Source organism: Fulvivirga sp. (assembly GCF_040218215.1).
Classification (GTDB): Bacteria; Bacteroidota; Bacteroidia; order Cytophagales; family Cyclobacteriaceae; genus Fulvivirga.
In genome coordinates, this window is the sequence record NZ_JAVJQL010000011.1 from 281,946 (window position 1) to 305,899 (window position 23,954).

At 37.2% G+C, this 23,954-nt stretch carries 25 protein-coding genes; 13 read left to right on the forward strand and 12 right to left on the reverse strand.

Annotation, left to right across the window (positions count from 1 at the left end):
- Positions 1-105 precede the first annotated feature (105 nt).
- Together RIB54_RS05905 and RIB54_RS05910 are read right to left on the reverse strand one after the other, a co-directional pair.
- Entirely contained in the window at positions 106-2,508 is a 2,403-nt protein-coding gene (locus RIB54_RS05905) for an ABC transporter permease (RefSeq protein ID WP_350099703.1), read from the reverse strand.
- A 26-nt stretch (positions 2,509-2,534) separates the two neighbouring features.
- On the reverse strand, positions 2,535-2,882 hold the full coding sequence (locus RIB54_RS05910; protein ID WP_350066850.1) for a DUF6249 domain-containing protein: 348 nt from the start codon (positions 2,880-2,882) through the stop codon (positions 2,535-2,537).
- Positions 2,883-3,040: 158 nt separating this feature from the next.
- Between RIB54_RS05910 and RIB54_RS05915 the strand changes: the two genes are divergently transcribed.
- Together RIB54_RS05915 and RIB54_RS05920 are read left to right on the forward strand one after the other, a co-directional pair.
- The gene (locus RIB54_RS05915) at positions 3,041-3,610 is read left to right on the forward strand and encodes an RNA polymerase sigma factor (protein ID WP_350099704.1); all 570 of its coding nucleotides are present in this window, start codon (positions 3,041-3,043) and stop codon (positions 3,608-3,610) included.
- Positions 3,607-3,984, forward strand: coding sequence for a hypothetical protein (locus RIB54_RS05920; RefSeq protein WP_350099705.1), 378 nt, complete (start codon positions 3,607-3,609; stop codon positions 3,982-3,984). The genes RIB54_RS05915 and RIB54_RS05920 overlap by 4 nt, the downstream gene beginning before the upstream one ends.
- A gap of 206 nt (positions 3,985-4,190) precedes the next feature.
- On the opposite strand, the gene RIB54_RS05925 is transcribed toward RIB54_RS05920, so the two are convergent.
- A complete protein-coding gene (locus tag RIB54_RS05925) occupies positions 4,191-7,949 on the reverse strand; it encodes an MBG domain-containing protein (protein ID WP_350099706.1) in 3,759 nt (1,252 codons plus the stop codon).
- Between the two features lie 476 nt (positions 7,950-8,425).
- Here RIB54_RS05925 and RIB54_RS05930 point away from each other — a divergent pair, with 476 nt between their 5' ends.
- Genes RIB54_RS05930 through RIB54_RS05945 form a run of 4 tightly spaced genes read left to right on the forward strand, consistent with a single transcriptional unit; the run spans position 8,426 to position 11,219 of the window.
- Positions 8,426-8,965: an RNA polymerase sigma factor gene (locus RIB54_RS05930; protein WP_350099707.1), complete on the forward strand. Its 540-nt coding sequence runs from the start codon at positions 8,426-8,428 to the stop codon at positions 8,963-8,965.
- 3 nt (positions 8,966-8,968) lie between these two features.
- Positions 8,969-9,460, forward strand: a complete 492-nt coding sequence (locus tag RIB54_RS05935) for a hypothetical protein (protein WP_350099708.1) — start codon at positions 8,969-8,971, stop codon at positions 9,458-9,460.
- A complete protein-coding gene (locus RIB54_RS05940; RefSeq protein ID WP_350099709.1) occupies positions 9,426-10,550 on the forward strand; it encodes a hypothetical protein in 1,125 nt (374 codons plus the stop codon). Before RIB54_RS05935 ends, RIB54_RS05940 begins: the two co-directional genes overlap by 35 nt.
- A gap of 33 nt (positions 10,551-10,583) precedes the next feature.
- Positions 10,584-11,219 (forward strand): hypothetical protein, encoded by a 636-nt coding sequence (locus tag RIB54_RS05945; RefSeq protein ID WP_350099711.1) that lies wholly within the window; start codon positions 10,584-10,586, stop codon positions 11,217-11,219.
- Positions 11,220-11,292: 73 nt separating this feature from the next.
- On the opposite strand, the gene aspS is transcribed toward RIB54_RS05945, so the two are convergent.
- Positions 11,293-13,047 carry an aspartate--tRNA ligase gene (gene aspS, locus RIB54_RS05950; RefSeq protein WP_350099712.1) on the reverse strand — a complete coding sequence of 585 codons (1,755 nt, stop codon included), beginning with the start codon at positions 13,045-13,047 and terminating at the stop codon, positions 11,293-11,295.
- A gap of 300 nt (positions 13,048-13,347) precedes the next feature.
- On the opposite strand from aspS, the gene RIB54_RS05955 reads away from it, so the two are divergent.
- The 3 genes from RIB54_RS05955 to RIB54_RS05965 all read left to right on the forward strand — a co-directional run bounded on the left by RIB54_RS05955 (position 13,348) and on the right by RIB54_RS05965 (position 15,054).
- On the forward strand, positions 13,348-13,848 hold the full coding sequence (locus tag RIB54_RS05955) for a hypothetical protein (protein WP_350099713.1): 501 nt from the start codon (positions 13,348-13,350) through the stop codon (positions 13,846-13,848).
- Positions 13,845-14,297, forward strand: a complete 453-nt coding sequence (locus tag RIB54_RS05960; RefSeq protein WP_350099714.1) for a nucleoside deaminase — start codon at positions 13,845-13,847, stop codon at positions 14,295-14,297. Before RIB54_RS05955 ends, RIB54_RS05960 begins: the two co-directional genes overlap by 4 nt.
- Before the next feature lie 151 nt (positions 14,298-14,448).
- On the forward strand, positions 14,449-15,054 hold the full coding sequence (locus RIB54_RS05965; protein ID WP_350066829.1) for a superoxide dismutase: 606 nt from the start codon (positions 14,449-14,451) through the stop codon (positions 15,052-15,054).
- A gap of 162 nt (positions 15,055-15,216) precedes the next feature.
- On the opposite strand, the gene RIB54_RS05970 is transcribed toward RIB54_RS05965, so the two are convergent.
- The 3 genes from RIB54_RS05970 to RIB54_RS05980 all read right to left on the reverse strand — a co-directional run bounded on the left by RIB54_RS05970 (position 15,217) and on the right by RIB54_RS05980 (position 18,603).
- A complete protein-coding gene (locus RIB54_RS05970; protein ID WP_350099715.1) occupies positions 15,217-16,485 on the reverse strand; it encodes a 7TM-DISM domain-containing protein in 1,269 nt (422 codons plus the stop codon).
- A gap of 75 nt (positions 16,486-16,560) precedes the next feature.
- A complete protein-coding gene (locus RIB54_RS05975) occupies positions 16,561-18,177 on the reverse strand; it encodes a PilN family protein (RefSeq protein WP_350099716.1) in 1,617 nt (538 codons plus the stop codon).
- Between the two features lie 114 nt (positions 18,178-18,291).
- Positions 18,292-18,603 carry a hypothetical protein gene (locus RIB54_RS05980; protein WP_350099717.1) on the reverse strand — a complete coding sequence of 104 codons (312 nt, stop codon included), beginning with the start codon at positions 18,601-18,603 and terminating at the stop codon, positions 18,292-18,294.
- Positions 18,604-18,902: 299 nt separating this feature from the next.
- On the opposite strand from RIB54_RS05980, the gene sucD reads away from it, so the two are divergent.
- Entirely contained in the window at positions 18,903-19,778 is an 876-nt protein-coding gene (gene sucD / locus RIB54_RS05985; RefSeq protein WP_350099718.1) for a succinate--CoA ligase subunit alpha, read from the forward strand.
- Between the two features lie 76 nt (positions 19,779-19,854).
- Here the strand turns inward: sucD and RIB54_RS05990 are convergent, their stop codons facing one another.
- Positions 19,855-20,181: a HesB/IscA family protein gene (locus tag RIB54_RS05990; RefSeq protein ID WP_155187965.1), complete on the reverse strand. Its 327-nt coding sequence runs from the start codon at positions 20,179-20,181 to the stop codon at positions 19,855-19,857.
- A gap of 13 nt (positions 20,182-20,194) precedes the next feature.
- Positions 20,195-20,605 carry a hypothetical protein gene (locus tag RIB54_RS05995; protein ID WP_350099719.1) on the reverse strand — a complete coding sequence of 137 codons (411 nt, stop codon included), beginning with the start codon at positions 20,603-20,605 and terminating at the stop codon, positions 20,195-20,197.
- A gap of 121 nt (positions 20,606-20,726) precedes the next feature.
- Here RIB54_RS05995 and mce point away from each other — a divergent pair, with 121 nt between their 5' ends.
- The gene (mce, locus tag RIB54_RS06000; RefSeq protein WP_350099721.1) at positions 20,727-21,128 is read left to right on the forward strand and encodes a methylmalonyl-CoA epimerase; all 402 of its coding nucleotides are present in this window, start codon (positions 20,727-20,729) and stop codon (positions 21,126-21,128) included.
- On the opposite strand, the gene RIB54_RS06005 is transcribed toward mce, so the two are convergent.
- On the reverse strand, positions 21,125-21,298 hold the full coding sequence (locus RIB54_RS06005) for a hypothetical protein (RefSeq protein WP_350099722.1): 174 nt from the start codon (positions 21,296-21,298) through the stop codon (positions 21,125-21,127). The two genes, mce and RIB54_RS06005, sit on opposite strands and share 4 nt — an antisense overlap.
- Positions 21,299-21,432: 134 nt before the next feature.
- Here RIB54_RS06005 and thiL point away from each other — a divergent pair, with 134 nt between their 5' ends.
- Positions 21,433-22,467, forward strand: coding sequence for a thiamine-phosphate kinase (gene thiL / locus RIB54_RS06010; RefSeq protein ID WP_350099723.1), 1,035 nt, complete (start codon positions 21,433-21,435; stop codon positions 22,465-22,467).
- On the opposite strand, the gene RIB54_RS06015 is transcribed toward thiL, so the two are convergent.
- Together RIB54_RS06015 and RIB54_RS06020 are read right to left on the reverse strand one after the other, a co-directional pair.
- On the reverse strand, positions 22,464-22,832 hold the full coding sequence (locus RIB54_RS06015; protein WP_350099724.1) for a hypothetical protein: 369 nt from the start codon (positions 22,830-22,832) through the stop codon (positions 22,464-22,466). The genes thiL and RIB54_RS06015 overlap by 4 nt on opposite strands.
- 42 nt (positions 22,833-22,874) lie before the next feature.
- Complete coding sequence (locus RIB54_RS06020; protein ID WP_350099725.1) at positions 22,875-23,459, reverse strand: acyl carrier protein phosphodiesterase; 585 nt, start codon at positions 23,457-23,459, stop codon at positions 22,875-22,877.
- A gap of 89 nt (positions 23,460-23,548) precedes the next feature.
- Here RIB54_RS06020 and RIB54_RS06025 point away from each other — a divergent pair, with 89 nt between their 5' ends.
- Positions 23,549-23,953 carry a tellurite resistance TerB family protein gene (locus tag RIB54_RS06025; protein ID WP_350067480.1) on the forward strand — a complete coding sequence of 135 codons (405 nt, stop codon included), beginning with the start codon at positions 23,549-23,551 and terminating at the stop codon, positions 23,951-23,953.
- Position 23,954: the final 1 nt, after the last annotated feature.

Here is a 23,954-nt window from a genome sequence, read left to right on the forward strand (position 1 = left end):
TGCCTCAAAAGTATTAAAACCTCGTCATTGCGATCCAGATGGCTATCGGGATGGCAATGACGCTTAACTTTTGAAGCACCTTCTTTTTATCGCTAAATTTTGAGACTATTCCGATCGCAGTTGTTCCGCAGGATTAGACATGGAGGCTTTTATTGTTTGCGATCCAATTACAATGATCCCTAACAAGAACATTATTCCAGTGCATAGCCCAATCACTGAAAAGTTAATGTTTACCCTGTAAGCCAATGACTGTAGCCACATGTTATTAACAAAATAGGCTATTGGAAGAGCAATTACCGTAGCTATAATTAGCAACATAATAAACCCTTTTGACAGCATTAGGATCACATTCTTATCGCTCGCACCTAATACTTTTCTTATCGATATTTCCTTGACTTTAGTCTGCGTAGTAAAGGTGGCCATTCCGAGTAGACCAAGACATGAAATGGTAATGGTGAGAAATGAGATTAATCCAATAATGTTTACAAGATCGCCAAACATCAAATCATAAAAACCTTTCACTTCCTCAGAAAACTCCTGATAGGTCACTTTCTTAGAAGGATTGATTTTAGACCAGCTTGTTTCCAGATGATTTACTGCTGCATCACGATTACCATTTTGATATTTAACCTGTAATATATGATGTTCCGTAGTTTTTGGGATAAGGGCCATTGGGCCAATCTCCACAAGCAGCGCCTCATGATTGTAATCTTCAACAACCCCAGCAATAGTCATTCTGATACTGTCTCCTACAATAATGGTTTCATTGATAGCCTGACTCGGACTTTCAAACCCAAGCATACCCACCATTTTTGTGTTGATAATTAGCTTATCAGGTGAAGTTCGTACATCTTCTTTTTTAAAGTTGTTACCAGCTATTAGCTTAAGACCCATATTCTCAATGTAATTTTCATCAGTTGAGAAGTAATTGAATTCCATTTCTTCATCTTCAGGATTGATTCTCACATCATCACCATAACTGGTGCCGGCAGCCGGCAGGTGAGAGGTGGCTGTTACATTAAGAATACTACTGTGATTGGTTAGCTCTGATTTGAGCAAGTCTACATTGGCATCGTTTATTTTAACGTTAATTATATTCTCTCCATTAAAGCCATAATTAGCATTCAACATCATATTAAGCTGGTTATAGACCAGCGTTGTTGAAATGATGAAAACCAATGAGAAGGCAAACTGAATAACAATAAGGCTTTTTCTTAATCCTATTTTAGAGAATAGTTTTATGTTAGACAGCTCCTTCAGCACTTTTATAGGTTGAAATGACGAAAGCAATAAAGCTGGCAGGGTGCCTGCAAGTACACCTACTACTACACTAAAAAGAACACACAGTAGCATAACCCCAGGCTCGGTGTTCAAATCCCATTGTAGAAGTTGTGAAAACTTCATATTTAAGAATGCTGGCTTAAGTATTACTAAAAAGCCCAAGGCCAGGCCTAAAGCCAGCAATGAAATGACTACAGCCTCGCTAATAAACTGGAAGAAGATCTGATGCTTGACTGCCCCTGATACCTTTCTGATACCCACTTCTTTAGCTCTGGTTAATGCTTTGGCAATAGATAAATTGGTATAATTAAAGCAGGCCGAAATCATTATGATTAGTGCCAGACCTCCTAAAAAATATACAAAAATGTTTGGCAGGCCCGGGCCGATCTGATTACCCAACAAGGGGCCAGGGGTGATTTCTGTTACCCCTTGTAGGTAAAATTTATTATCAACATCTTCAATTTCACCATAGTGAGCTTCACTAATCTCGGCAAGGTGAGCTTCCACTTTGCTTATAGCTGAACCTTCTTCCAATCGAATGTAGGTCCAGCCTGACGTTGTAATATTCCAATCGTCATTTGCTTTATGAATGATACTATCAGCTTCTAAAGTTTTTAAGGAAGAATAGGAGCCAAGGGCCTCAAATTTTATATGTGATTTAGACTCAATGTCTTTTAGTACCCCCGTGACCTTGTATTCACCAAGATCACCAACTTTAACAATCTCACCCACGGGGTTTTCTATTTCAAACAATTTTTCTGCTGCCCTTTTGGTAAGTACAACTGAGTGGGGTTGTAATAGTGCAGTATTGGCATCACCGTAGAGTAATTCATATTCAAATACATCCAAAAAAGAGTTGTCAGCAAAGAAGCCCGCAACAGGGATGTTGACATCATTGTCAATATCAACCCACGCGTTTCCAAACCCTCTTCTGAGTTTCGTGGCTTGTTCTATTCCGCTATAATTTGTGAGTAATTCATCAGCCATAGGAAGCGGAGTGGTTGCAAATTTATTAACCATATCGTCCGAATGCTTGCGGTGCGTATTTACTCGATAAACCCTATCCTTTTTAGTGATATGTCTGTCATAACTTTTCTGATCTGCAATCATCATAATGATGATGATGCATATAGACATACTTATGGCGAGGCCAAATATATTTATGAATGAGAAGGTTTTGTTTCTAAGCAGGTTGCGAAGAGCAATTTTTAAATAGTTACGTATCATGTTGTTGAGTTTTTGAGTTATGAGATTTATTCAGCTTCTTTTTTCATCATTTTGAAATAGATAAGAAACCCTGCTGCTACAAATACTATAAATACTCCAAATGGCAAGGGAGAATCTCTTTCATAAGGAATGTATTCTAAAAGTATCAGGGCAATACCACCACATAATAATATGAGCCCCCATTTCAGTGCTGAATACATATTGGTTGAGCCTTCTTGTTGCTTGAATAGCGCCTGGTTTTCTTCATTTACATAGCCTTTGTCTATCATCTTTTTCTTCAAAAGGTATTCTGTGATATACTTTAAAATGATATACCAGAAGAAGGCAAGTCCACCAAAAATAGCAAGAGGCGTTAGAAATTCGTATGAGTCCATGTTTGAAAATTGTTTGTTTACCCGTTTGACAGGGGCAGTGATATAAAAGGTTGCAGTTGCAGATAAAATAATTAAATTCAGTGCTGCAGAGTGACGCACCAAAGCAAGGTTTTGCTGTATTGCAACCTTAATAGATAAACTCTTGTCTAACGAAAATAATGGTGGATGACAACCAACTGGTAAGTGCAGTACTTAATGGTGATATGCAGGCTTTTAAGGTTTTGATTGATCAGAACCAGAGGCTGGTAGCTCATATGGTTGGAAGGTTAATTAAAAATGATGAGGACAGGCAAGAGCTTTGCCAGGATGTGTTTGTTAAAGTGCATCAGAAACTCAGTGAGTTTAACTTTAAATCGAAGTTATCAACATGGATTGCTACCATTGCTTACAGGTTAAGCATCAATCATTTACAGAAAAAAAATATTACTATAGATAAAGATATACAAGAGCTAAGTCCAAAGGAATTCCAGATAATGATAGAAAATACTACACCACTTGAGACGTTGCAAGAGAAGGATGTTAAACAATTCCTATTGGCAGCAATTGAGCAAATGCCTGTGCATTATAAATCTGTGGTAACTTTATTTCATTTGGAGGACATGGGGCATTCTGAGATTGCTGAAATCATGGATATGCCTGTTGGCACTGTAAAAAATTATTTATTTAGAGCGAGAAAGCTACTAAAAGATAGCCTGCAGCTCACATTAGACAAGGAGGAATTGATATGACCAATCTATCGGACAAAGAAATTCAGGAATTACTGGAAAAAGGGAAAACCCAATCCTTTGATAATAATGAAAAGCTTTATAGCAAGGTGTTTGACGCTTTGAAGGCGGAACCTGACTTTGAATTATCAAAGCAATTTTCTTCTAATGTGATTGCCTCAATTGAAGCAAAAAGTGATAGTACTGAGAAAGTAATCTACGTAATTGGTGTGCTAGGGATATTAGTAAGCTTCGCATTAACACTTGCCTTGATAGTGGCTTTTGCTGGTGATAGTATGCTAAAATACCTTCCTCATTTACTTATCAGTTCTGTGGTATTGCTCCTTGTTCAGTATTTGGATAATAAAGTTCAGCATCTGGTTACAGGAACTAAATGAAGTTATTGGCGTGAAATTAATCCCTGATCTGGAAACTTTGATGGTAAAGTCAAAAATTCAATCATTTATAACTTCTTTACTGGCACGGCTCGAGAGTTAAGGTCAGGTAACTAGCTTTAAAATGATCGCCTAGGAAGATCCATTTTGAATGTTATTTTTTTCACTTAATCCTTTGTGTATGTTTCTAACAAACTGATGAGTTGGCACTAATTCTTCTGAATTTTATGAGTAATTAATTCTTTATCTGTTTGTAGGTGTATGAAGTAAATTCCCGATTTATAAGAGGTCAAGTCAATTCTATTATCATGACCTATTTCAGTTTTCTCAATTAACATTTTTCCTGAATAATCAAATACTCTTATTAATCTGATATTGTCATTATTCTTTTCAAATTTTAGCTCGCCACTAGTAGGATTTGGATAAATGGATACAACCTTAACCTCTAAATTATCAATTGATGTAACTGATGCTGTGATGCTAAAATCGGCACCAATAAACGTCATATTATAGTTTGCTCCTGCAGATAGAGTTCCGACAGTAATGGGATATGTGCCTACATCCTCACCTTCTTCTCTCGATAGTGATCCTGAAAAAGAGGCGTTAGTTTCTAATCCCCCTGTAGTTACTGTGTAGGTAAATATTGGATCAGAGGCACCATACACTTTGGTCTGACCGGCATCTACAGTTATAGTCATGGGTTTGGCAGTGATGCTAAAATCGGCACCAATAAACGTCATATTATAGTTTGCCCCTACAGATAAAGTTCCTACGGTTATCGCATAAGTGCCCACATCTTCACCTTCTTCTCTCGAAAGTGACCCTGAAAAAGAGTCGTTAGTTTCTAATCCCCTTGTAGTTACTTTGTAGGTAAATATTGGATCAGAGTCGCCATACACCTTGTTTTGATTAACATCTGCTGTTACAGTGAGATTCTTAGCCATAATTGCAAAATCAGCACTAATTAAAGTAATGCTATAGTTTGCGCCCGCAGACAAAGTTCCTTCACTGATGGCATAAGAACCAACATTTTCCCCTGCTGCTCTCGATAGTTGCCCAGTAAAGGAATCGTTAGTTTCTAGGGCTCCTGTAGTCACTGTATATGTAAAAATTGGATCGGAGTCACCATACACTTTGCTCTGATTCACGTCTGCCGTTACAGTGAGATCCTTAGCCGTAACCGTAAAATCTGCACTAATAAAAGTAATATTATAGTTTGTGCCTGCCGATAAAGTTCCAATGTTGAGGGCATAAGTTCCTACATTTTCCCCTGCATCTCTAGATAATAACCCTGTAAAAGAATCGCCAGGTTCTAAGGCCCCTTCTGTAACTATGTATGTAAATGTTGGATCAGAGTTACCATACACTTTGGCCTGATTCTCACTGGCAATTACATCAATGGCCTTAGGAGCAATAGCTAAAATAATATCCTTTGTGGTGGAGGTATAATTGCCATCCGCAACTTGTGTTGCTCTTATTGTTACCATTCCAGCACTTCCCAATGAAACTTCTTCTCCAGAAATAGTTGTTCCGTTTGCATCCCCCACTATAGAATAGGTAATAGTACCTGCCGAATTTGAGGTTGAGGAGAGTATAAAATCCGAATCTCCATAAACCTTATTAATTGCTTCAAATGTAATTGTAGGGATTTGCTTGTTGACATAAAGCTTGGCAATTCGCTTATTTGAATTATTATTACCCGTGATAAGTACATCTAGATCCGAATCTCCATCCGCATCTGTCAAGGCCAGCGAACTAGAAGATGCACCATCCAGAGTAATTTCTTGGATTTCTAAAAAAACGCCACTACCATCATTACCATATATTTTGGATATTTTAATATTTAACCTATTTAATCCTGCAATTACTAAATCCTGATCTGAGTCTCCATCTACATCTGCAAATGCAATAGAGCTATTTTGAATCCCTTCAAAGGAGGTACCTGGAATTTGAGTGAATACACCATTGCCATCATTACTATAAAGTTTTGTAATTCGAATGCTTGATGTATTATTACCTGTAATGACCAAATCTTGGTCTAAATCGCCATCTATATCTGCAAAGGCAACAGAGCCATGTTCAACTCCATCAAAAGGAGTGCTCATTATTTCAGTAAAAACCCCATTTCCATCATTCTCATAAAGTTTTGTAATTCGTTCATCTAGGCTATTTAGGCCTGTAATTAATAAATCCTTATCTAAATCCCCATCTATATCTGCAAAGGACAAAGAACTATTCTGAACTCCTTCAAAAGGAGTGCTCATTATTTCAGTAAAAACACCATTTCCATCGTTGGTATAGAGTTTTGAGATTTGAACGTTAGAGCTATTGAGGCCTGTAATGACTAAATCTTGATCTAAATCGCCATCTATATCTGCAAAGGCGATAGAACCATGTTCAACTCCATCGAAAGGGGTACTCATTATTTCAGTAAAAACCCCATTTCCATCATTCTCATAAAGTTTTGCAATTCGTTCATTTGAACTATTTAGCCCTGCGATTAGTAAATCCTGATCTGAATCGCCATCTATATTCGCAAAGGCAATGGAACTATTCTGAACCCCCTCAAAAGGAGTACTTTCGACTTCTGTAAAAAGGCCACCTCCATTGTTACTATATAACTTTGCTATTATTACATCTGAGCTATTAAGACCAGTAATCAATACATCCTGATCCAAATCTTCATCCACATCTGTGAAAGCAATAGAACTGTTTGAGACCCCATTAAAAGGGCTCCCTGTTATTCTTGTAAAAATACCACTTCCGTTATTGCTGTAAAGTCTTGAAATCCTAACGGTGGTGGCTAGGCCAGTCACAAGGACATCCTGATCTAAATCGCCATCGACATCTGAAAAGGCAATTGAACCACCTGAGATCCCGTCAAAGGGTGTGTTCATTATTTCAGTAAAGACTCCATTTCCATCGTTATCATAGAGTTTTGCAATAGAGGCATTTGAACTATTAGTTCCTGTAATAAATACATCTTGATCTAAGTCTCCATCTATATCTGCAAAGGCAATTGAACCATCTGAAACCCCTTCAAAAGGGGTGCCTATTATTTCAGTAAAAACCCCATCTCCATCGTTTTCATAAAGTTTCGAGCTTGCTATTTCTAAACTATTTTTACCAGTAATTAGTAAATCCTGATCTAGATCTCCGTCCACATCAATGAAAGCAATTGAACTTGATGCCACCGCATCGAAAGTAGTGCCTATAACCTCTGTAAAGATCCCACTACCATTGTTTTTGTAGAGTTTAGTGATTCGTATGCCAGAACTATTAAAACCTGTTGTAATAATATCTTGATCTGTATCTCCATCTATATCGGCTGAAGCAATGGAACTAAAAGACACCCCTTCAAAAACGGCATCTATCACTTCTTCAAAAACCCCTTCACCGTTGTTTTTGTATAGTTTTGTAATGGGTGTAATTGAACTATTATTTCCCGTGATGAGTATATCTTGATCCAAGTCACCATCTACATCTGAAAAAGCTACTGAACCAAATGCAACTCCTTCAAAAGGAGTGCCTATGACTTCTGTAAAAATACCACCGCCATCGTTAATGTAAAGTTTTGTGACTCTAACCGTTCCTGTGGACCCTGTAATGATTAAATCCTGATCAGAGTCTCCATCTACATCAGAGAATGCAACGGCACCATCAGAAACCCCTACAAATGGGGTGCCTAATACTTCATTAAAAACCCCACTGCCATTATTGGTGAAGAGCTTTGCAATTCGTGTATCAGAAGCACTTCTGCCTGTAATTATTACATCTTGATCTAAGTCACCATCTACGTCTGCAAAAGCAACTGAACTATTACGAATGTCATCAAAAACAGGATTGCTCTGTATTGCAGGCGGAGCTTGGAATACTTGTTCGAATTGAATCCCTTGTCCGTTTGAAAAAAGAATAATATGAGAAAACAAAAGTATGAGCAGATATTTTATTATTATATTATAGGGCATCAAAGGTGTGAGTTTTAATAGCAGAATTATTAGTTCTCCTGTGCTTATTTTATAAATGTCGAAAATCAAATAACTCACCAAGTTAAATGAATTCTATGGATAAATGACGGAATTTAACAAGAAGGTAACCGGAGGGGATAGAGGCCCCCTCTTACAGATTAAGTTTGGAGAAACTGCTAATTTCTTAGGCTTACGGAGTGTTATTTCAGGCTTAATATTAACCCTTGGTATGTTATTTTTGGAGGAGATGGTATACTTCAACATATACTACATTTATTGATTCAGGCATTATTGTTTTGGTTCAGTACTTTGACGGATTACTGCCAAAAAATATGGTATAAAAGACATATAGAACATATTAGACTACAGAATTGACAACTTTTACGACCTGGGGTAAAATTTTTTTAAAATAATTTTCTTCAAATTGGCAACACTCCCAAAGTTGCCCCGTCTTTTACTTGAAAATTGACTATAGTTTGGATTCGGAAAATCACCTGCAGCATTATCTGATTGAGAGGAGCCAAAAAGGGGATCGCAAGGCCCAGGGCGAGCTGTATCATTTGTATGTGAAAAATATGTATAACATCTGCCGCAGAATGATGGGCAATGATGATGATGCAAGTGATGTACTGCAGGATGCTTTTGTGCATGCTTTTTCCAAACTAAACAAGTTGAATGATAAGGAGCTTTTTTCAGGTTGGCTAAAAAGAATTGTTCTTAACCATTGTATAGATGCACTGAGAAAAAGAAAGCAATTTGAAATGTTTGAAAACCAGGAAGTGGAGGATGAAGGGAATGAAAACAGTGATTGGTCGGGTTATCAGATTAAAAGGATTTTGAAAGCTATGGACAATATATCTGTGGGCTATAGAACAGTGTTGAATCTTTATGTCTTCGAAGGGTATGATCATCAGGAAATTGGCGAGATATTAAACATTTCAACATCCACTTCAAGAGCACAGTATAGTAAGGCCAAGGAGAAAATCAGACAGGTATTATCAATTAATGTTAATTAAATCATGAAAGATAATTTTAAAGATTTTGTAAACAACCAAAGAGAGGATTTTGAGGTCTATGAGATCGACAAAGATCAGCTTTGGGATAAAATAGATCAAAACCTGCATCCACATCATTATACAGGTTGGTGGAAAATGGCAGCAGCTATAGCATTGATTTTTGTGATTTCAGGCACCCTTTATATTAGCTTAAGAACTCCAGCATTACCTCAGGAAGTAATTGAAGCTGAGAACTATTATTCTGCCACTATGGCTGACCAAATGCGATTTATTAAAAGCCAGAAAATTGAGCTTGATCCGGCTATTTTAAGAGATTTGGATACGCTTGATCAGGAATATGAGTCTCTAAAAAATGACCTTAAGGATGATATTGATAATGAAGAAGTAATAAGCGCCATGATTGAGACTTACAGGGTCAAGCTGGAAATTTTGGAGCAGATATTAAACGAAATTCAAGGTAATGATACAGAAGAAGATGATGAAGTATCTATTTAGTATAGCACTTTGCTTGCTGCTGTGCAGCAATGGGCATGGTGCAGGGAAGGGTGATGTCAGTTCGTCAAAAACCTTTAATAAAAATTATAAAGTGGACAAAAAAGCGAGTCTTGAAGTTGCCAATAAATATGGGCAGGTGATTATCAATTCGTGGGCTAAAGACTCTATAGTAATAAAAGTAAAGGTCACCTCTTTTGCTAAAGATCAGGATGCGGCAGACAAGCTACTTGATCGAGTAGAATTTGATTTTAACAGAGCCGGAGAGTTTGTGGTAGCTGAAACCGTCATTGATCGGTCGAAAGGTTTTTTAAAAGACCTTTGGGATGACCTGGATAATTATTCCCGTGGGCTGCTCAGTACTAAAGGAAAGGTCACAGTTAATTATGAAGTGTATGCTCCAAAATACACTAATATCAAGATTTCTAATAAATTCGGAGATATCTATCTGGATAATTTTAAAGGGGATGTTAAAGTAGGCTTAGCCAATGGCAATTTAAAGACCGATGAAATAATTGGTGGCTTTGATCTGAACCTGAGTTTCGGGCGGGCGAATATCAATAATATTAATAATGGCGTCTTTGTTTTGCGTTCAGCCGATGTTGAAATTGAACGAGCCAAGGATATAGACCTAACCAGCAGCTCTTCAACACTTGTTGTATCTAAACTTAGTTTGCTTAAGATGGAATCAAGAAATGACAAGTTGAGGATTGACAGTCTGCAAGTGTTAAGGGGCAACAGTAGCTTCACGAAAATCAATGTAAAGTCTTTATCCAGGACAGTGTTTGCTGATATGAATTATGGGGAGTTGAATATTGAACTGGTGAAACCTGGCTTCAGGGACATAGAATTGTTGGGTAAGTCTACAGATTTCGATCTCCTTTTCTTCGAACATTCGCTCGTAAACATAAATCTGGTTGGTAAGGAATCTAATATGTTGATAGGTGCTGGCGATTATGAAAAATCAGTCTATGAAAACGATGATAAACTCACCAAAATCACAGGCACTATTGGTACAGGTAAAGACAAAAACGGGACAGTTAATATCCATGCAGACGGTGGAAAACTGTCGATTCGGTACACTTTAAATTAAAAATGACATTCAATCAATTATTCAACTAAACTCATGAAAAGAACAACACTAACTCTCACATTAATTATTTTCATTGCCATGCTTGGCATAGCGCAAGAACAGGAACCAAAAAAGAATCGTGAAATAAAAACCATGCTCGGGGGAAACTCGAAGGCCAGGGGCTTTGGAGCTCTTGAACTCAAAACAACTGAAATTAAAGATGATATTGTATTGATGCCGGGTGTTACTGGCGGTATGATTTTAAATAATCATTTTGTACTAGGAATGGGTTTCTATGGTATTGCCAATGAGGTTGACTTTGTTGGAGTTCAACCTGTCACTAAACAGTTTCTTTATGGAGGTTATGGAGGGTTGGTATTAGGAGCGATAATAGCCCCTAGAGAGATTGTTCATATTTATGTACCGGTTTTACTAGGAGCAGGTGGAGCATACATTACTGAAAATGATTATAGAAATGATAATGGCAGATATATCAATGAATATGACGAATCATCGGCATTTGCAGTTATAGAACCAGGTATTGAAATAGAACTTAATATTACCAAATTCTTTAAAATAGGAATGGGAGCAAGCTACAGATACGTTACAAATTCCAGCTTAGTAAATATGACTGATGATGACCTGTCGGGTTATAGCGGCAGTTTCTCATTGAAGTTTGGTAACTTCTAAAACAAACAAGGCCTTTCAAATTGAAAGGCCTTGTTTGTTTTTGTCACATTAAGCAAGTCTAAATATGATTCTATTATGATTTTAAGTTCAGCTTAAGATTCAATTCATCCAATTGAGCATTGTCTATTACACTTGGTGAATCGATCATAACATCTCTTCCAGAATTGTTCTTAGGGAAAGCGATATAATCACGAATAGAATCAGAACCTCCAAATAAGGCACACAATCTATCAAAACCAAAGGCGATGCCACCATGTGGAGGCGCTCCATATTCAAATGCTTCAAGTAAGAAACCAAACTGGGCTTGAGCCTCTTCTTCGGTAAAGCCTAATGCCTTGAACATTCGCTGTTGTACTGCCCTGTCATGAATTCTTATCGATCCGCCACCTAATTCAACACCATTAACAACAAGGTCATAGGCATTGGCTTTAATATCACCTGGATAGGTTTCCAGCTTAGCTAGATCCTCTGGTACTGGTGAAGTAAATGGGTGATGCATGGCATGGAAACGCTTGCTGTCTTCATCCCACTCTAATAATGGAAAATCAATCACCCAAAGCAGTTTATATTCACTTTTCTGTCTCAGCCCTAATTCATTGCCCATGTGCAAACGCAATTCATTCATTGCTTTACGCGTATGGTCTATATCTCCACTTAGAACTAGTAGTAAATCACCAGGTTGAGCACCCATTTTATCTGCCCAAGCTTTTAAATCTTCCTCAGAGTAGAACTTATCAACTGAGGATTTAAAGGTTCCATCGACATTACATTTTACATATACCATACCTTTTGCACCCACCTGCGGACGCTTAACAAAGTCAGTAAGCGCATCCAACTGCTTTCTGGTATATTCTGCACAGCCTTTAGCATTGATGCCAACAACGAGTTCCGCACTATCAAATACATTAAACCCTTTGCCTTGAGCTACATCATTCAACTCAACAAACTTCATATCAAATCTGATATCTGGTTTGTCAGAACCATAATATTTCATGGCGTCATCGTACTGCATGTGGGGTACTTCACCAATGTCTATGCCTTTTACATTTTTAAAGAGATGCCTTACCAACCCTTCAAAAGTATCTAGAACATCTTTTCTTTCCACAAATGATAACTCACAGTCTATTTGCGTAAATTCAGGCTGCCTGTCAGCTCTCAAGTCTTCATCCCTGAAACATTTTACAATTTGATAGTATCTGTCAAAGCCAGACACCATTAATAACTGCTTAAAAGTTTGAGGTGACTGCGGTAAGGCATAAAACTCACCTGCATTCATTCTTGAAGGGACAACAAAGTCTCTGGCACCTTCCGGTGTAGACTTGATCAAGACAGGAGTCTCTACCTCAATAAAATTACTTCCATCAAGATAAGCCCTTGTTTCCTTCATCAATTGATGCCTCAATTGCAAGTTCTTTCTTACTACCTCCCTTCTAAGATCGAGGTAGCGATATTTCATTCTTAAATCTTCACCACCATCAGTATCATTCTCAATGGTAAATGGCGGCACTTTAGATGGATTTAAGATATTGATTTCAGATACTCTTATTTCTATATCTCCAGTTGGAATCTTATCATTCTTACTAAGTCTCTCTACAACCTCACCTTTGGCTTGGATTACAAACTCACGACCCAATTTTGAAGCAGACTTCAATAAATCTGCATCTGTTTTGCCTTCTTCAAGTATCAATTGAGTGATACCATATTTATCTCTCAAATCGACCCAAATAATTCCACCTTTATCTCTGGTCTTTTGTACCCAACCAGAAAGGGTCACTTCTTTGTTTATGTCGGCAATCCTTAATTCTCCGCAAGTATGTGTTCGTAGCATTCTAAAATTTATAATTTTGAGGCGCAAAGTTAATCCGAAATTAAGCAATTGAAAATTTCATTGCTTAATTGATGAAAAAATCTGAATTCAGATTTTTTGTCACGATTAACCCTGACATTCGCCAAAAGGCGAATCGTCATAACACAAGGTGAATTATACATCAACTTTTAAGTAAGTGTATTGCCTGGGTTAACGGTATAAAGTTTGCAGCGAAATATAAGTCTGAAAATTCAACACTAGATGTTAAAAATTACTCTATTAATAAGTTCATTGTTATGGTTGGCTCCAGTTCAACAGAAAATGGTCAAAGCCAAAATTGGTGATTATATCACAGTGGAGCTGCCAGAATCATTTTATGCGATGAGTCCACAGGACATAGCGCAGCGCTATCCATCCGTTCGTAAGCCTATTGGTGCATTTACTAATGATGAAAGGCTGGTAGATTTTAGTGTCAATGTGTCTGCTACAAGATGGAGAAGCACAGATATTGAAATAGCCAAGGACTTTTTTAAAGCCAGCATCACCAACCTTTATGATAGAGTAGATTTTATAAAGGAAGATATTCAGGTGATTAATGATATGCGTTATATCGTGTTTGAATTTACCTCAAGAATTAATGGCGACAAGTACTCTTTAGATCAGCGTGATGCCATCAGGACCTATACTTACCTCCAATATTTGCTTATCAATGGAAAAACCTTCGTATTTACTTTTAATACTCCCGTTCAGATAAAAGACAGATGGGTAGACATTGCCCCGCAGATAATGAATAGTCTTAAAGTTAAAAAGAACATAGAATGACATTATCTATCCATAGCGATGAGCATTTTATGAAAGAGGCCCTGAAGCAGGCACTCATTGCTGAAGAGGAGGGAGAGATACCTGTAGGGGCAGTGGTTGTGGCAAATAACACTATTATAGCTAGGGCTTACAATCAAACCGAAAGACTTAATGACCCAACTGCTCATGCAGAAATGTTGGCTATTACATCAGCTTGTAATTATTTGGGAACAAAATATCTAACTGATTGTACACTCTATGTTACCCTGGAGCCATGTGGTATGTGTGGTGGTGCACTTTACTGGTCGCAAATTGGGAAATTGTATTATGGTGCTCGTGATGAAAAAAGAGGTTTCAGTTTTCTAAACAAGAAGATCATCCATCCAAAAACGGAAGTGAAGAATGGTCTTATGGCTTCTGAATGCGGTAGTTTGGTCACCCTCTTTTTTCAAAAATTGAGAGATAAGTAGCCAAATAAGCATATCTAGCTATTAGTTCAGCTGATTGATAGATTAAATAAATGTTATCATAGAATTTGAGAAACACCTTTCGTTTTTTGTTCGGGTGCTGATGGTTATATTTGAGGTATAACGAATTGTTGAACTAAAACATAGAAATATTATGTCATTTCAATTGCCAGAATTACCCTATGCATACGATGCATTAGAACCACATATTGATGCAAGAACAATGGAAATCCATCATGGGAAGCATCATGCAGGATATACTGCTAACTTGAATAAAGCTATTGAAGGTACTCCAATGGAGGGAAAATCAATAGAAGATTTGCTTGCCAACCATTCTGATGTGCCTGCAGTAAGAAATAACGGAGGCGGATATTTTAACCATGATCTATTTTGGAAGGTGATGTCACCAAAGGGTGGAGGGGCACCTTCGGGAGATGTGGCTGCAGCCATTGATGCTGCCTATGGTTCTTATGATAAATTTAAAGAAGCTTTTGCTACTGCTGCCGCTACAAGGTTCGGATCAGGATGGGCATGGTTATGCGTTCATAAAGGTGGAAAAGTAGAGATTTGTTCATCGCCTAATCAGGATAATAGCTTAATGCCAAATGTTGGGTGCGGAGGCACACCAATTTTAGGTCTTGATGTTTGGGAGCATGCCTATTACCTAAACTATCAAAACAGAAGACCTGATTACATCCAGGCATTTTTTAATGTTATTAACTGGGATGAGGTTACAAAAAGATATAACGCTGCTAAATAGTTAAGATCTTTTTTCAGAAGTGAAAAGAAAAGGTGTCTCAAAAGTATTGAAATCTCGTCTTTGCGAGGAATCGAAGCAATCTCATGGCTGACTGCGAGTCCTTAGAAGAGATTGCTTCACTGCGTTCGCAATGACGCTTAACTTTTGAGACACCTTGTTTTTTTATGAAAATTTGAATGTTGTGTCTTTGCTTTTGTGAAGTTGATTATATCTTAAAGTATAGCCCAAAAGCCCATAGAGTATGACATATCCTATACTTGTTATGTAGGGGTTATAAGGCAAAAACTTATAATAGGATAGCATATCATAAAAGAACAATATAATAATAAGGGTAATAGCCACAGCTAGATACCCGGCCCCTTTCTCATCATATATGTAGGCCTGGATCACATTGATCAGGATATAGGCCAGCAGCAGTCCCATCAAACCAAAATAGATGTTTAGCAATTCAGTAAACATCACTGCAGGAGATACCAGGGTAATAATGATAAATGTAGAATTTATGAAGATGGAAGCCCAACTAATAATTTTATTGGAATGGTTGGGAAATAGGTTATGAAAAATATGATAACCAACTAAAACTGATGTGTAGATTGTCAGGTACTCGATCTTTGTTCCTAATGTCCAGTTAAAATCGGGAATCCACGAGTAGATAAGGTACATGTTTGAAAAAATGCCCCTTACCGACCACAAAATGCTAAAGATAGAAAAATAGGTAAACAGTTTCTTTGAGTAAAGGAAGAAGCCGGCCAATGAAATAATTGATATTAAGGCTATACCAATAATTCTGATAAGATTGGCTGCAACTTCATTGGTTCTTTGACTGGCCAGGTGTTCAACAGGCCCCAGCACAATGCTGTTCTTAATACCTCCTTTGGAGTGATCAAAATTTGATATGTTTAAAAGAATGGATTCAGTTTCTCTTTCGGCAACAAAATTTACTGTGACGGGCCGCCACTCAGGCTCGTAGCTTTCCGCATCTCTCCCAATTTTGCCATTTGATGCCACCAGCTTAGAACCTACCCAAAGCTGATAACTACAATACATGTCAGGTACTTTTAAGGCATATTCCTTGTCTTTTTCAAGACCTTCTATAATTAGTAGGTAAGATGCAAAACCAAACGAGGGATAACTGGTATCTCCTTCATAATCCGTCCAAAGCCCTGGGAATGATTTAATGTTTTTATTTTCCTGGTTGAATGAAAGTAATCCATCCTGAGGGGTAAGTATTTGGCTCCAGTAAAAAAACCAGTCGCCATTTAGCTCGATAGGGTTTTGGTCAATGTCCCATGAGGTAAGGTTTAATTTACCTTCTATAGCAAATGGTTTTCTGTTACCTTGTCCGTAAGTGATTGATGCTAAGAGTAGTAGAATAATTGATATTCTAAAAACCTTATTTTGAGAAGCCCAAAATGATGAAAAGCCTGACATATTTTATAGATTCAACTTACCAAGTTATATAAAAAAAATGGATTAGTCTATCAATAGTGGCCTTTTAGCTTAAGGTTACTCAAGCATCTGATTTACCTTACGCACCATCTCGTCAAGTTCCTTTGCTGACTCCTCAATCCTGCTTAGCATCTCTTCTTTTTCTGATTGCTGAATGCTTTGAGTTTCCCACAAATGGATTAAACCAAGAATACGGGCTAGCGGCCCTCGTATATTGTGTGAATTATAATGAGCATAATCTTCGAGTTTTTTATTTTTTAGGAGTAATTCTTTTGTACGCTCATTGACTTTTTGCTCCAACAGGGTGTTCAATTCGGCAATTTTATCAGATTGTGTTTTTAAAGTCTCCTGTTGCGATTTCAGCTCTTCATTCTGGTTGTTTATTTCAGTATTTTTTCTTTCAAGCTGAAGATTCTGCATCCTTTTTTGGGTTAAGTTTCTATAAATAAAAATGGCCAAAAGTATGATAGCGAAAATACCTATTATAAGTGCTACATTGTATTTATATATGGCTCTTCTCCGCTGGTTCTCCAAATGGTTTATCTGTGTAAGTTGGTTTATTTTCTCTCGGGCTTTCTCGAGGGCCATTTGGGATTGTGCTATCTCATAGTCCTTGCTCAGACGCACTTTTGCAATTGAGTCTTTAATTGAGTTGAAGTACTTGGTGGTAGAAATCAGTTTCTGATATTGGTTTGTTTTGTTGTAATAGTCGAGCAAGAAAGCAAGATTATTGTCAATAAAAAAGGGCTCATTGATCTCTGGAAGCAGCTTAAAAACTATCTGAATGTATTTTTCAGTGCTGTCAATTTTTTCTAATTTAAAGTAGCTTTCTGCCAAAATACCTGCCAGTCCAAACACACTTCTTTTGTTATCTTTTTTCTGGCTGAATTTCAAGTCCAGCATAGAGTATTCTATAGCCTTATAATATTTGTTTTGAAGAAAATAAATATTGGAAAGGTTGCCCTGAAAGTTGGCTAACATCCGGCCTTCTTGCATATCTTCAGCCATAGAAATTCCTTTTAAAATTATCTCCTCAGCCTTATCTGTTTTTCTATTTACCAGATAGGATATTCCTAGGGTATTGATAACATTAAGTGCCAGAAATGACCTGTAGGTTTTATCTATTTCTGTGGAATTTTCGATAGCAGGAGCCAAATCAATTAGCATGTTTTCTGCTAACTCATCTTTACCCAAAACCGCATTAAATAATGCTGAATTGATCTCAATTAAGATCGCTAGTGTTTTTTCTATATTATTCTTTTGCTCAATCTTTAGTTGGGTAATTTTATTAAGGGCTTCTGTGGGGTTGCCTAAATGATAATATGAAATAGCTTCTGCAAGTTTAAGATAAGGAAGCAGCTTTGAACTTTCACCTTGGGGTATAAATGAATAAGCATTAATAATGTTCTCAATCATTAATGACTTATCAATATCCCTGATGGAAATTGATAGCGCCAAGTAAGAATAGAAAACATTTACCGAGTCAGCATTTTTTAAAGATAAATCCAGCTCATTTTCAATTTGCTCTAAACTTAAAATTCTATTGCCATCCTTATCTGTCCGGTTAAGATAGATTTCAATAATACCTTCATTACTATCAAAAATAGCTGCTGAGCAATGGATACCTGATATTAGGCACAGGATTATGAGAATAAATAAGTAGCCTCTATTCAAAGTCTGTTTTTGATAAGGAATTTGATAAATGTAATAATTACTTTTTTATTATTCCCACAAAAATAGGAAAGACCCACACATGTGAGCCTTCCGTTCAACCTAAACTTGAAAAAACTAATTGTTTAATCGGAAATATGAAGTCTTTGAACTCTGAATCAGAAAATCACTCTCGTTCAGATACTTGGCCAAATCTGCATTTGGCTCATCGTCTTTTGTAATAGTTACTTTGTAAACGAGCTCATCATTGAAGTTATAGAATTCTAAAACCTGTGGCTCGCTAGGATTATCAAAAGGATAAAATGGATCGAGAATTTCGATTTGTTGTTGACTGTCTTCTTTTTTATCTGTGTCATTACCAAACGCAGGTAATGTTCCCAAAGCTGCTAAGACGAACAGCATACTGTACTTTTTGAGTTGACCACTCATGATTGTTGTTGTTTTATTTTGAGTGCCTCCCGAACTTTATCGGGAGACTAATTTTGACCTGTGAACTATTTTACAATAGGTGTGCCAAGAAGTTAACTTATTGATAATCAATAGTATAATTAAAAATGGGTTTTAAAGATTGTAGCAGAACCGGACACACATGGTCGGTCGTGTACGGAAAAAAAGGTTGCGTAAAAGAGCATATTTTTTTTAGCATGACACCACGCATTGACTTCTCATTACCTTTGCTTATGCGACATAAAATTTTATTTTTGTGCAAATTTTAATCCAAGCGATACATGAGCGTTTTAGTCAATAAAGATTCGAAGGTTATAGTACAGGGTTTCACAGGCTCAGAAGGTACTTTCCATGCAGGTCAAATGATCGAATATGGAACAAATGTGGTAGGTGGTGTTACTCCTGGTAAAGGAGGTCAGACACACCTTGATAAACCCGTATTTAATACTGTAAAAGAAGCTGTTGATAAGGCAGGAGCTAATGTATCTATCATTTTTGTGCCGCCAGCATTTGCTGCCGATGCCATTATGGAAGCTGCGGATGCAGGTATTAAAGTTATCATTGCTATTACAGAAGGCATTCCTGTTAAGGATATGGTAATGGCTAAAAATTACCTAAAAGGAAAAGATGTGGTTCTCGTAGGACCTAACTGCCCTGGAGTAATCACTCCGGGAGAGGCAAAAGTTGGTATTATGCCGGGTTTTGTTTTCAAGCAAGGTAAAATTGGTATTGTATCTAAATCAGGTACTTTAACTTATGAAGCTGCTGACCAGGTGGTGAAAGCTGGTCTTGGTATCTCTACGGCTATTGGTATTGGTGGTGACCCGATTATTGGAACATCTACCAAGCAAGCTGTTGAGATGCTGATGAATGATCCTGAAACTGAAGCTATCGTTATGATTGGTGAGATTGGTGGTAACTATGAGGCTGAAGCTGCACGTTGGATTAAAGCTCAAGGCAATCCAAAACCAGTTGTTGGATTTATTGCAGGCCAAACTGCACCTAAAGGTAAGAGAATGGGACACGCAGGAGCTATCATTGGTGGAGCAGATGATACTGCTGAAGCCAAAATGAAAATTATGAAAGAATGTGGCTTACACGTAGTTGCATCCCCAGCAGATATAGGAGACACAATGCTTAAGGCTTTAGGTAGATAAACCTTAAGATACTGTCAAACAGAAAGGGCTGATTCATTTGAATCAGCCCTTTCTGTTTAAATATATTGCTAACTAATTATACTGCAAAGCTTTCTCCGCAGCCACAAGTTCTTGTAGCATTTGGGTTTATGAATTGAAATCCTTTTCCATTCAATCCGTCAGAAAAGTCTAATGTGGTACCTAATAAGTACAGTAAACTCTTCTTGTCGACTAATATCTTAATGCCATTGTCTTCGAAAACTTCATCCTTTTCTTCAATAGCAGAATCGAACTTAAGGTCGTACATTAGTCCTGAGCATCCACCGCCCTGAACCAGAACCCTTATATTGTGATCATCACTCTTTCCTTCCTGAGATCTCAGATTGATGATTCTTTCTTTCGCTTTTTCTGTTACACTAATCATAATTTCTTCAAAATTAAGCTACAGGATTTAAAACAACACTGAATACCGTAATGGTATTACTATCTCTTCCATAATAAAGCTTGTCTAATGCATCATATATGCTACTTGCTCTAAAGTAGGAGGTGTGCAATTCTTTATTATCACCATTTGCAATCCACTGAATGGTATAAGGACTTTCCTTTTCCTTATAATTCTCAACATACTCAAGCATCTTTTTCAGCGCATCTATTTTATCAAAACCTAGTTCAGAATGAAATAAAAATGACTGATTATGTCTTGGATTTATCGTTATAAGATCCAATTTGGTCTTGCTCTCAAACTTGCTATATTCAAAAATAAGTGCATTGCTACGGAGTCCAAGGTGACTTTTTATCTCCTTTTGAATTCTTGCCGCCTCAACATGCACATCTGTTACTGCCTCCATTATATATTGTTGGATTACTTCTGTTAAAATAAATTTAGTTTAAAACTTTCGGCATCACCAAAAAGTTTCAAACTTTAGACAAAGTTACTGATTTGATTGATATAAGTGAATTTAAGGATTTATGTTAAAAGTAGAACACATAGGAATAGCCGTTAAAAACATCAATGAGTCTAATGAAATCTTCGGTAAGCTCTTTAACAGGGAACCTTATAAATTGGAAGAAGTTGTTTCTGAAAATGTAAAAACCTCATTTTTTCAAATGGGAGAGACTAAAATCGAACTACTCGAAGCAACGAATGAAGAATCCGCCATAGCCAAGTTTATTGATAAGAAAGGTGAAGGCATTCATCATATCGCCTATGAGGTTGTCAACATTCATGAAGAAATGAAAAGGCTCGAAGCAGAAGGTTTTCAACTGATCAATAAGGAGCCAAAAAAGGGCGCAGATAACAAATTGGTTTGTTTTCTTCACCCTAAATCCACAAATGGGGTACTAATCGAACTTTGTCAGGAAATTGCCTAGCGTCTCTTGTTGTTAGACTTTGGCAAGGGCGCTCTGTCGTATTGAATAGAGTTATAGTATTTCATTTTTTTCTTCCCTTTAGCAGTTTTGTACTGTGGTCTGGGGCCGCAAGCTGCTATCAATCCAATGAGTAGACACACTACTATTATCTGTTCTATAAATCTCTTCATCACAAATCGCTTTTAATATAGAAACGTAAACTTAGATTTTTTGGATTTTGACAGGGCTACGCATTTAGTTATGACGTAACTTTGAACGTCTAATTGCAATATTTAGCGACAAGTTAATTTCAAAAAACACCATAATGGCAGAAAAAAGGACAGAATTAAGTGAACTGGGAGAGTTTGGATTAATAGATAGGATTAGTCAAAAATTCAAGATTGAGGGTAAAACTTCTGTTAAAGGAATAGGTGACGATGCTGCCGTTATTGACAATGGAGAGAGCTATACCTTAGTAGCTACAGATATGCTATTGGAAGGCATTCATTTCGATTTGTCTTATATGCCGTTGGCGCATTTAGGTTATAAGGCAGTGGCGGTTAATGTGTCTGATATTGCGTCCATGAATGGAACGCCAACACAGATCACCGTCAACATCGGACTTAGCAATCGCTTTTCTATTGAGGCTGTTGATGCGCTATATGAAGGAATTAGAATGGCTTGTGATAATTACAAAATTGATCTGGTAGGTGGAGATACCACATCTTCTGCCAGTGGGCTGGTAATATCTATTACTGCAATTGGTATAGTTGATAAGAATAAAGTGGCCTATCGTGGTGGAGCCAATCTCAATGATATTGTTTGTGTTACCGGAGATCTGGGGGGCGCATATATGGGCCTTCAGGTTTTGGAGCGTGAAAAGCAGGTGTTTATGGCCAATCCGGATATGCAACCTCAGCTTGAGAAGTATGACTATATCGTGCAGCGCCAGTTGAAGCCAGAGGCGAGAATGGACATTATCCATGAATTAAAGGAATTAAATATTCAGCCAACAGCCATGATTGATATATCAGATGGCCTTGGCAGCGAGCTGTTGCATATTGCACGGGCATCAGGAAAAGGGCTTCAAATTTATGAAGACAAACTACCTGTTGACAAGCAGACTTATGATACCGGATATGAAATGAAGATTGATGCAACTACTGCTGCAATCAATGGAGGAGAAGATTATGAACTTCTGTTTACTATCAGTCAGGAAGATTTTGAGAAGGTTAAAAACCACGCAGATATTCATCTGATAGGCTATATCCATGAAGCTTCAAAAGGCAATAAGATGATAACCAAGGGCGAGAATATTGTTGACATTACCGCCCAGGGTTGGAACCACTATAAAGGTTAATCTTCAGGGTAGGGTATAAAAACAAAATTGGTGAACTCATCATCTACCACAAACAGGCAGCAGAATTCATCAGGGTCTTTATAGTTGGCTTTAAAATCTTCAACCTTTTCTTCTCCGATGATTTCCCTTTGAGTGAACTCATCCAGATATGAAGCATTATAATTCCAATTGGTGGCCAAATCTTGCTTAGCCACTAATAACTGACCAATAGGCAATTCAAACTTTGATATAGGGAATATAGGATGATCAGAGAACTTCCTTTTCCTTATTTGATAAGAAGCTTCTTTTAAAGTGTCAGACACAACTACAAAATCCTGTGTTATTGAGCCTAAATATTTGCCGTTTAATTCCGGATCGTTGTTCATTATAATCTTCAGATTTATTCTAATGCAAATTTAAGTATTATCTTAATTAGCACTGAGCCATTGGGCGACAAAGCTTTGAAGATCTACAAAAAATTCTTTGAACTCTTTCTCAAACTCATCGTAATGTGTCCTTAGATCAACTACGGCTTCATCCATTTTAGAGTCAAACTTTGTTCTTCTTGACATTCCACCAAGTGCGCGACTAATTCCTTCAACTTTGGAATAATTATACAGCCAGTTGTTTTCCATCATGTAAGGCAACATGTATTTGGCTCCTTTAGGTAAGATATTATGGTAATTATTAATTGCATTGTAAAACTGCTTTGTAAAAGTCAGCAAATCCGTTTTATGATAATCAGACCAGTTTTTGGCCAAAAAATGGTCATAATAAATATCGACAATTACGCCCGAATAGTGGCGGTATTTCTCCCTTAGCTTATCCTTGCTTTTAGATACTACTGGGTGCTGATCGGTATACTCGTCAATCGCCCGATGTAAATTAACACCTCGGGTGATTTCACTTTCAAAGTCATTGAGTTGATTGCCTTTTACAAAGTCGCCAATGAAATTTCCAACCATGAGCGGTTCATTATTTCCAGATAAGTAGATATGGGCAAGGAAATTCATTTTAACAATGGTTTGATTTAAAACTAAGGTTTTATTTGTAAGGATTTATTAAATTGCCCAACGTTTATATTTTCTAAAAGTCATTAGGTATGAAGGATAATCCACATCTAAATATTTTGGTAATGATGGCAAAAATTGACGGTGAAACCGATCATGCCGAATTAGAATTAATACGGCAAATTGGAGCCTCGAGTAATGTTTCATCAGAGGATATAGAAGCAATTATTGAAAACACAGAAGCCGATTATTCTATTCCTTCGCTTACTCACCTGTCCAAAGAACAGAAAGTTGATCTCATGACTGACCTTGTGCTAGTGATGAAAATAGATGGCAGGATAGATAAGGAAGAAATGAAATTCTGTTTTCAGGTGATTAAGAAGCTGGGTTATAAGGAAGAAGCGTTATTTGATTTGGTGTCCACCACCTATTTGGACCCCAAGCAGGCTATCAACAAGGAAGAAATAAAACAAAGAGCGGAGAAATACCTTAATTAAA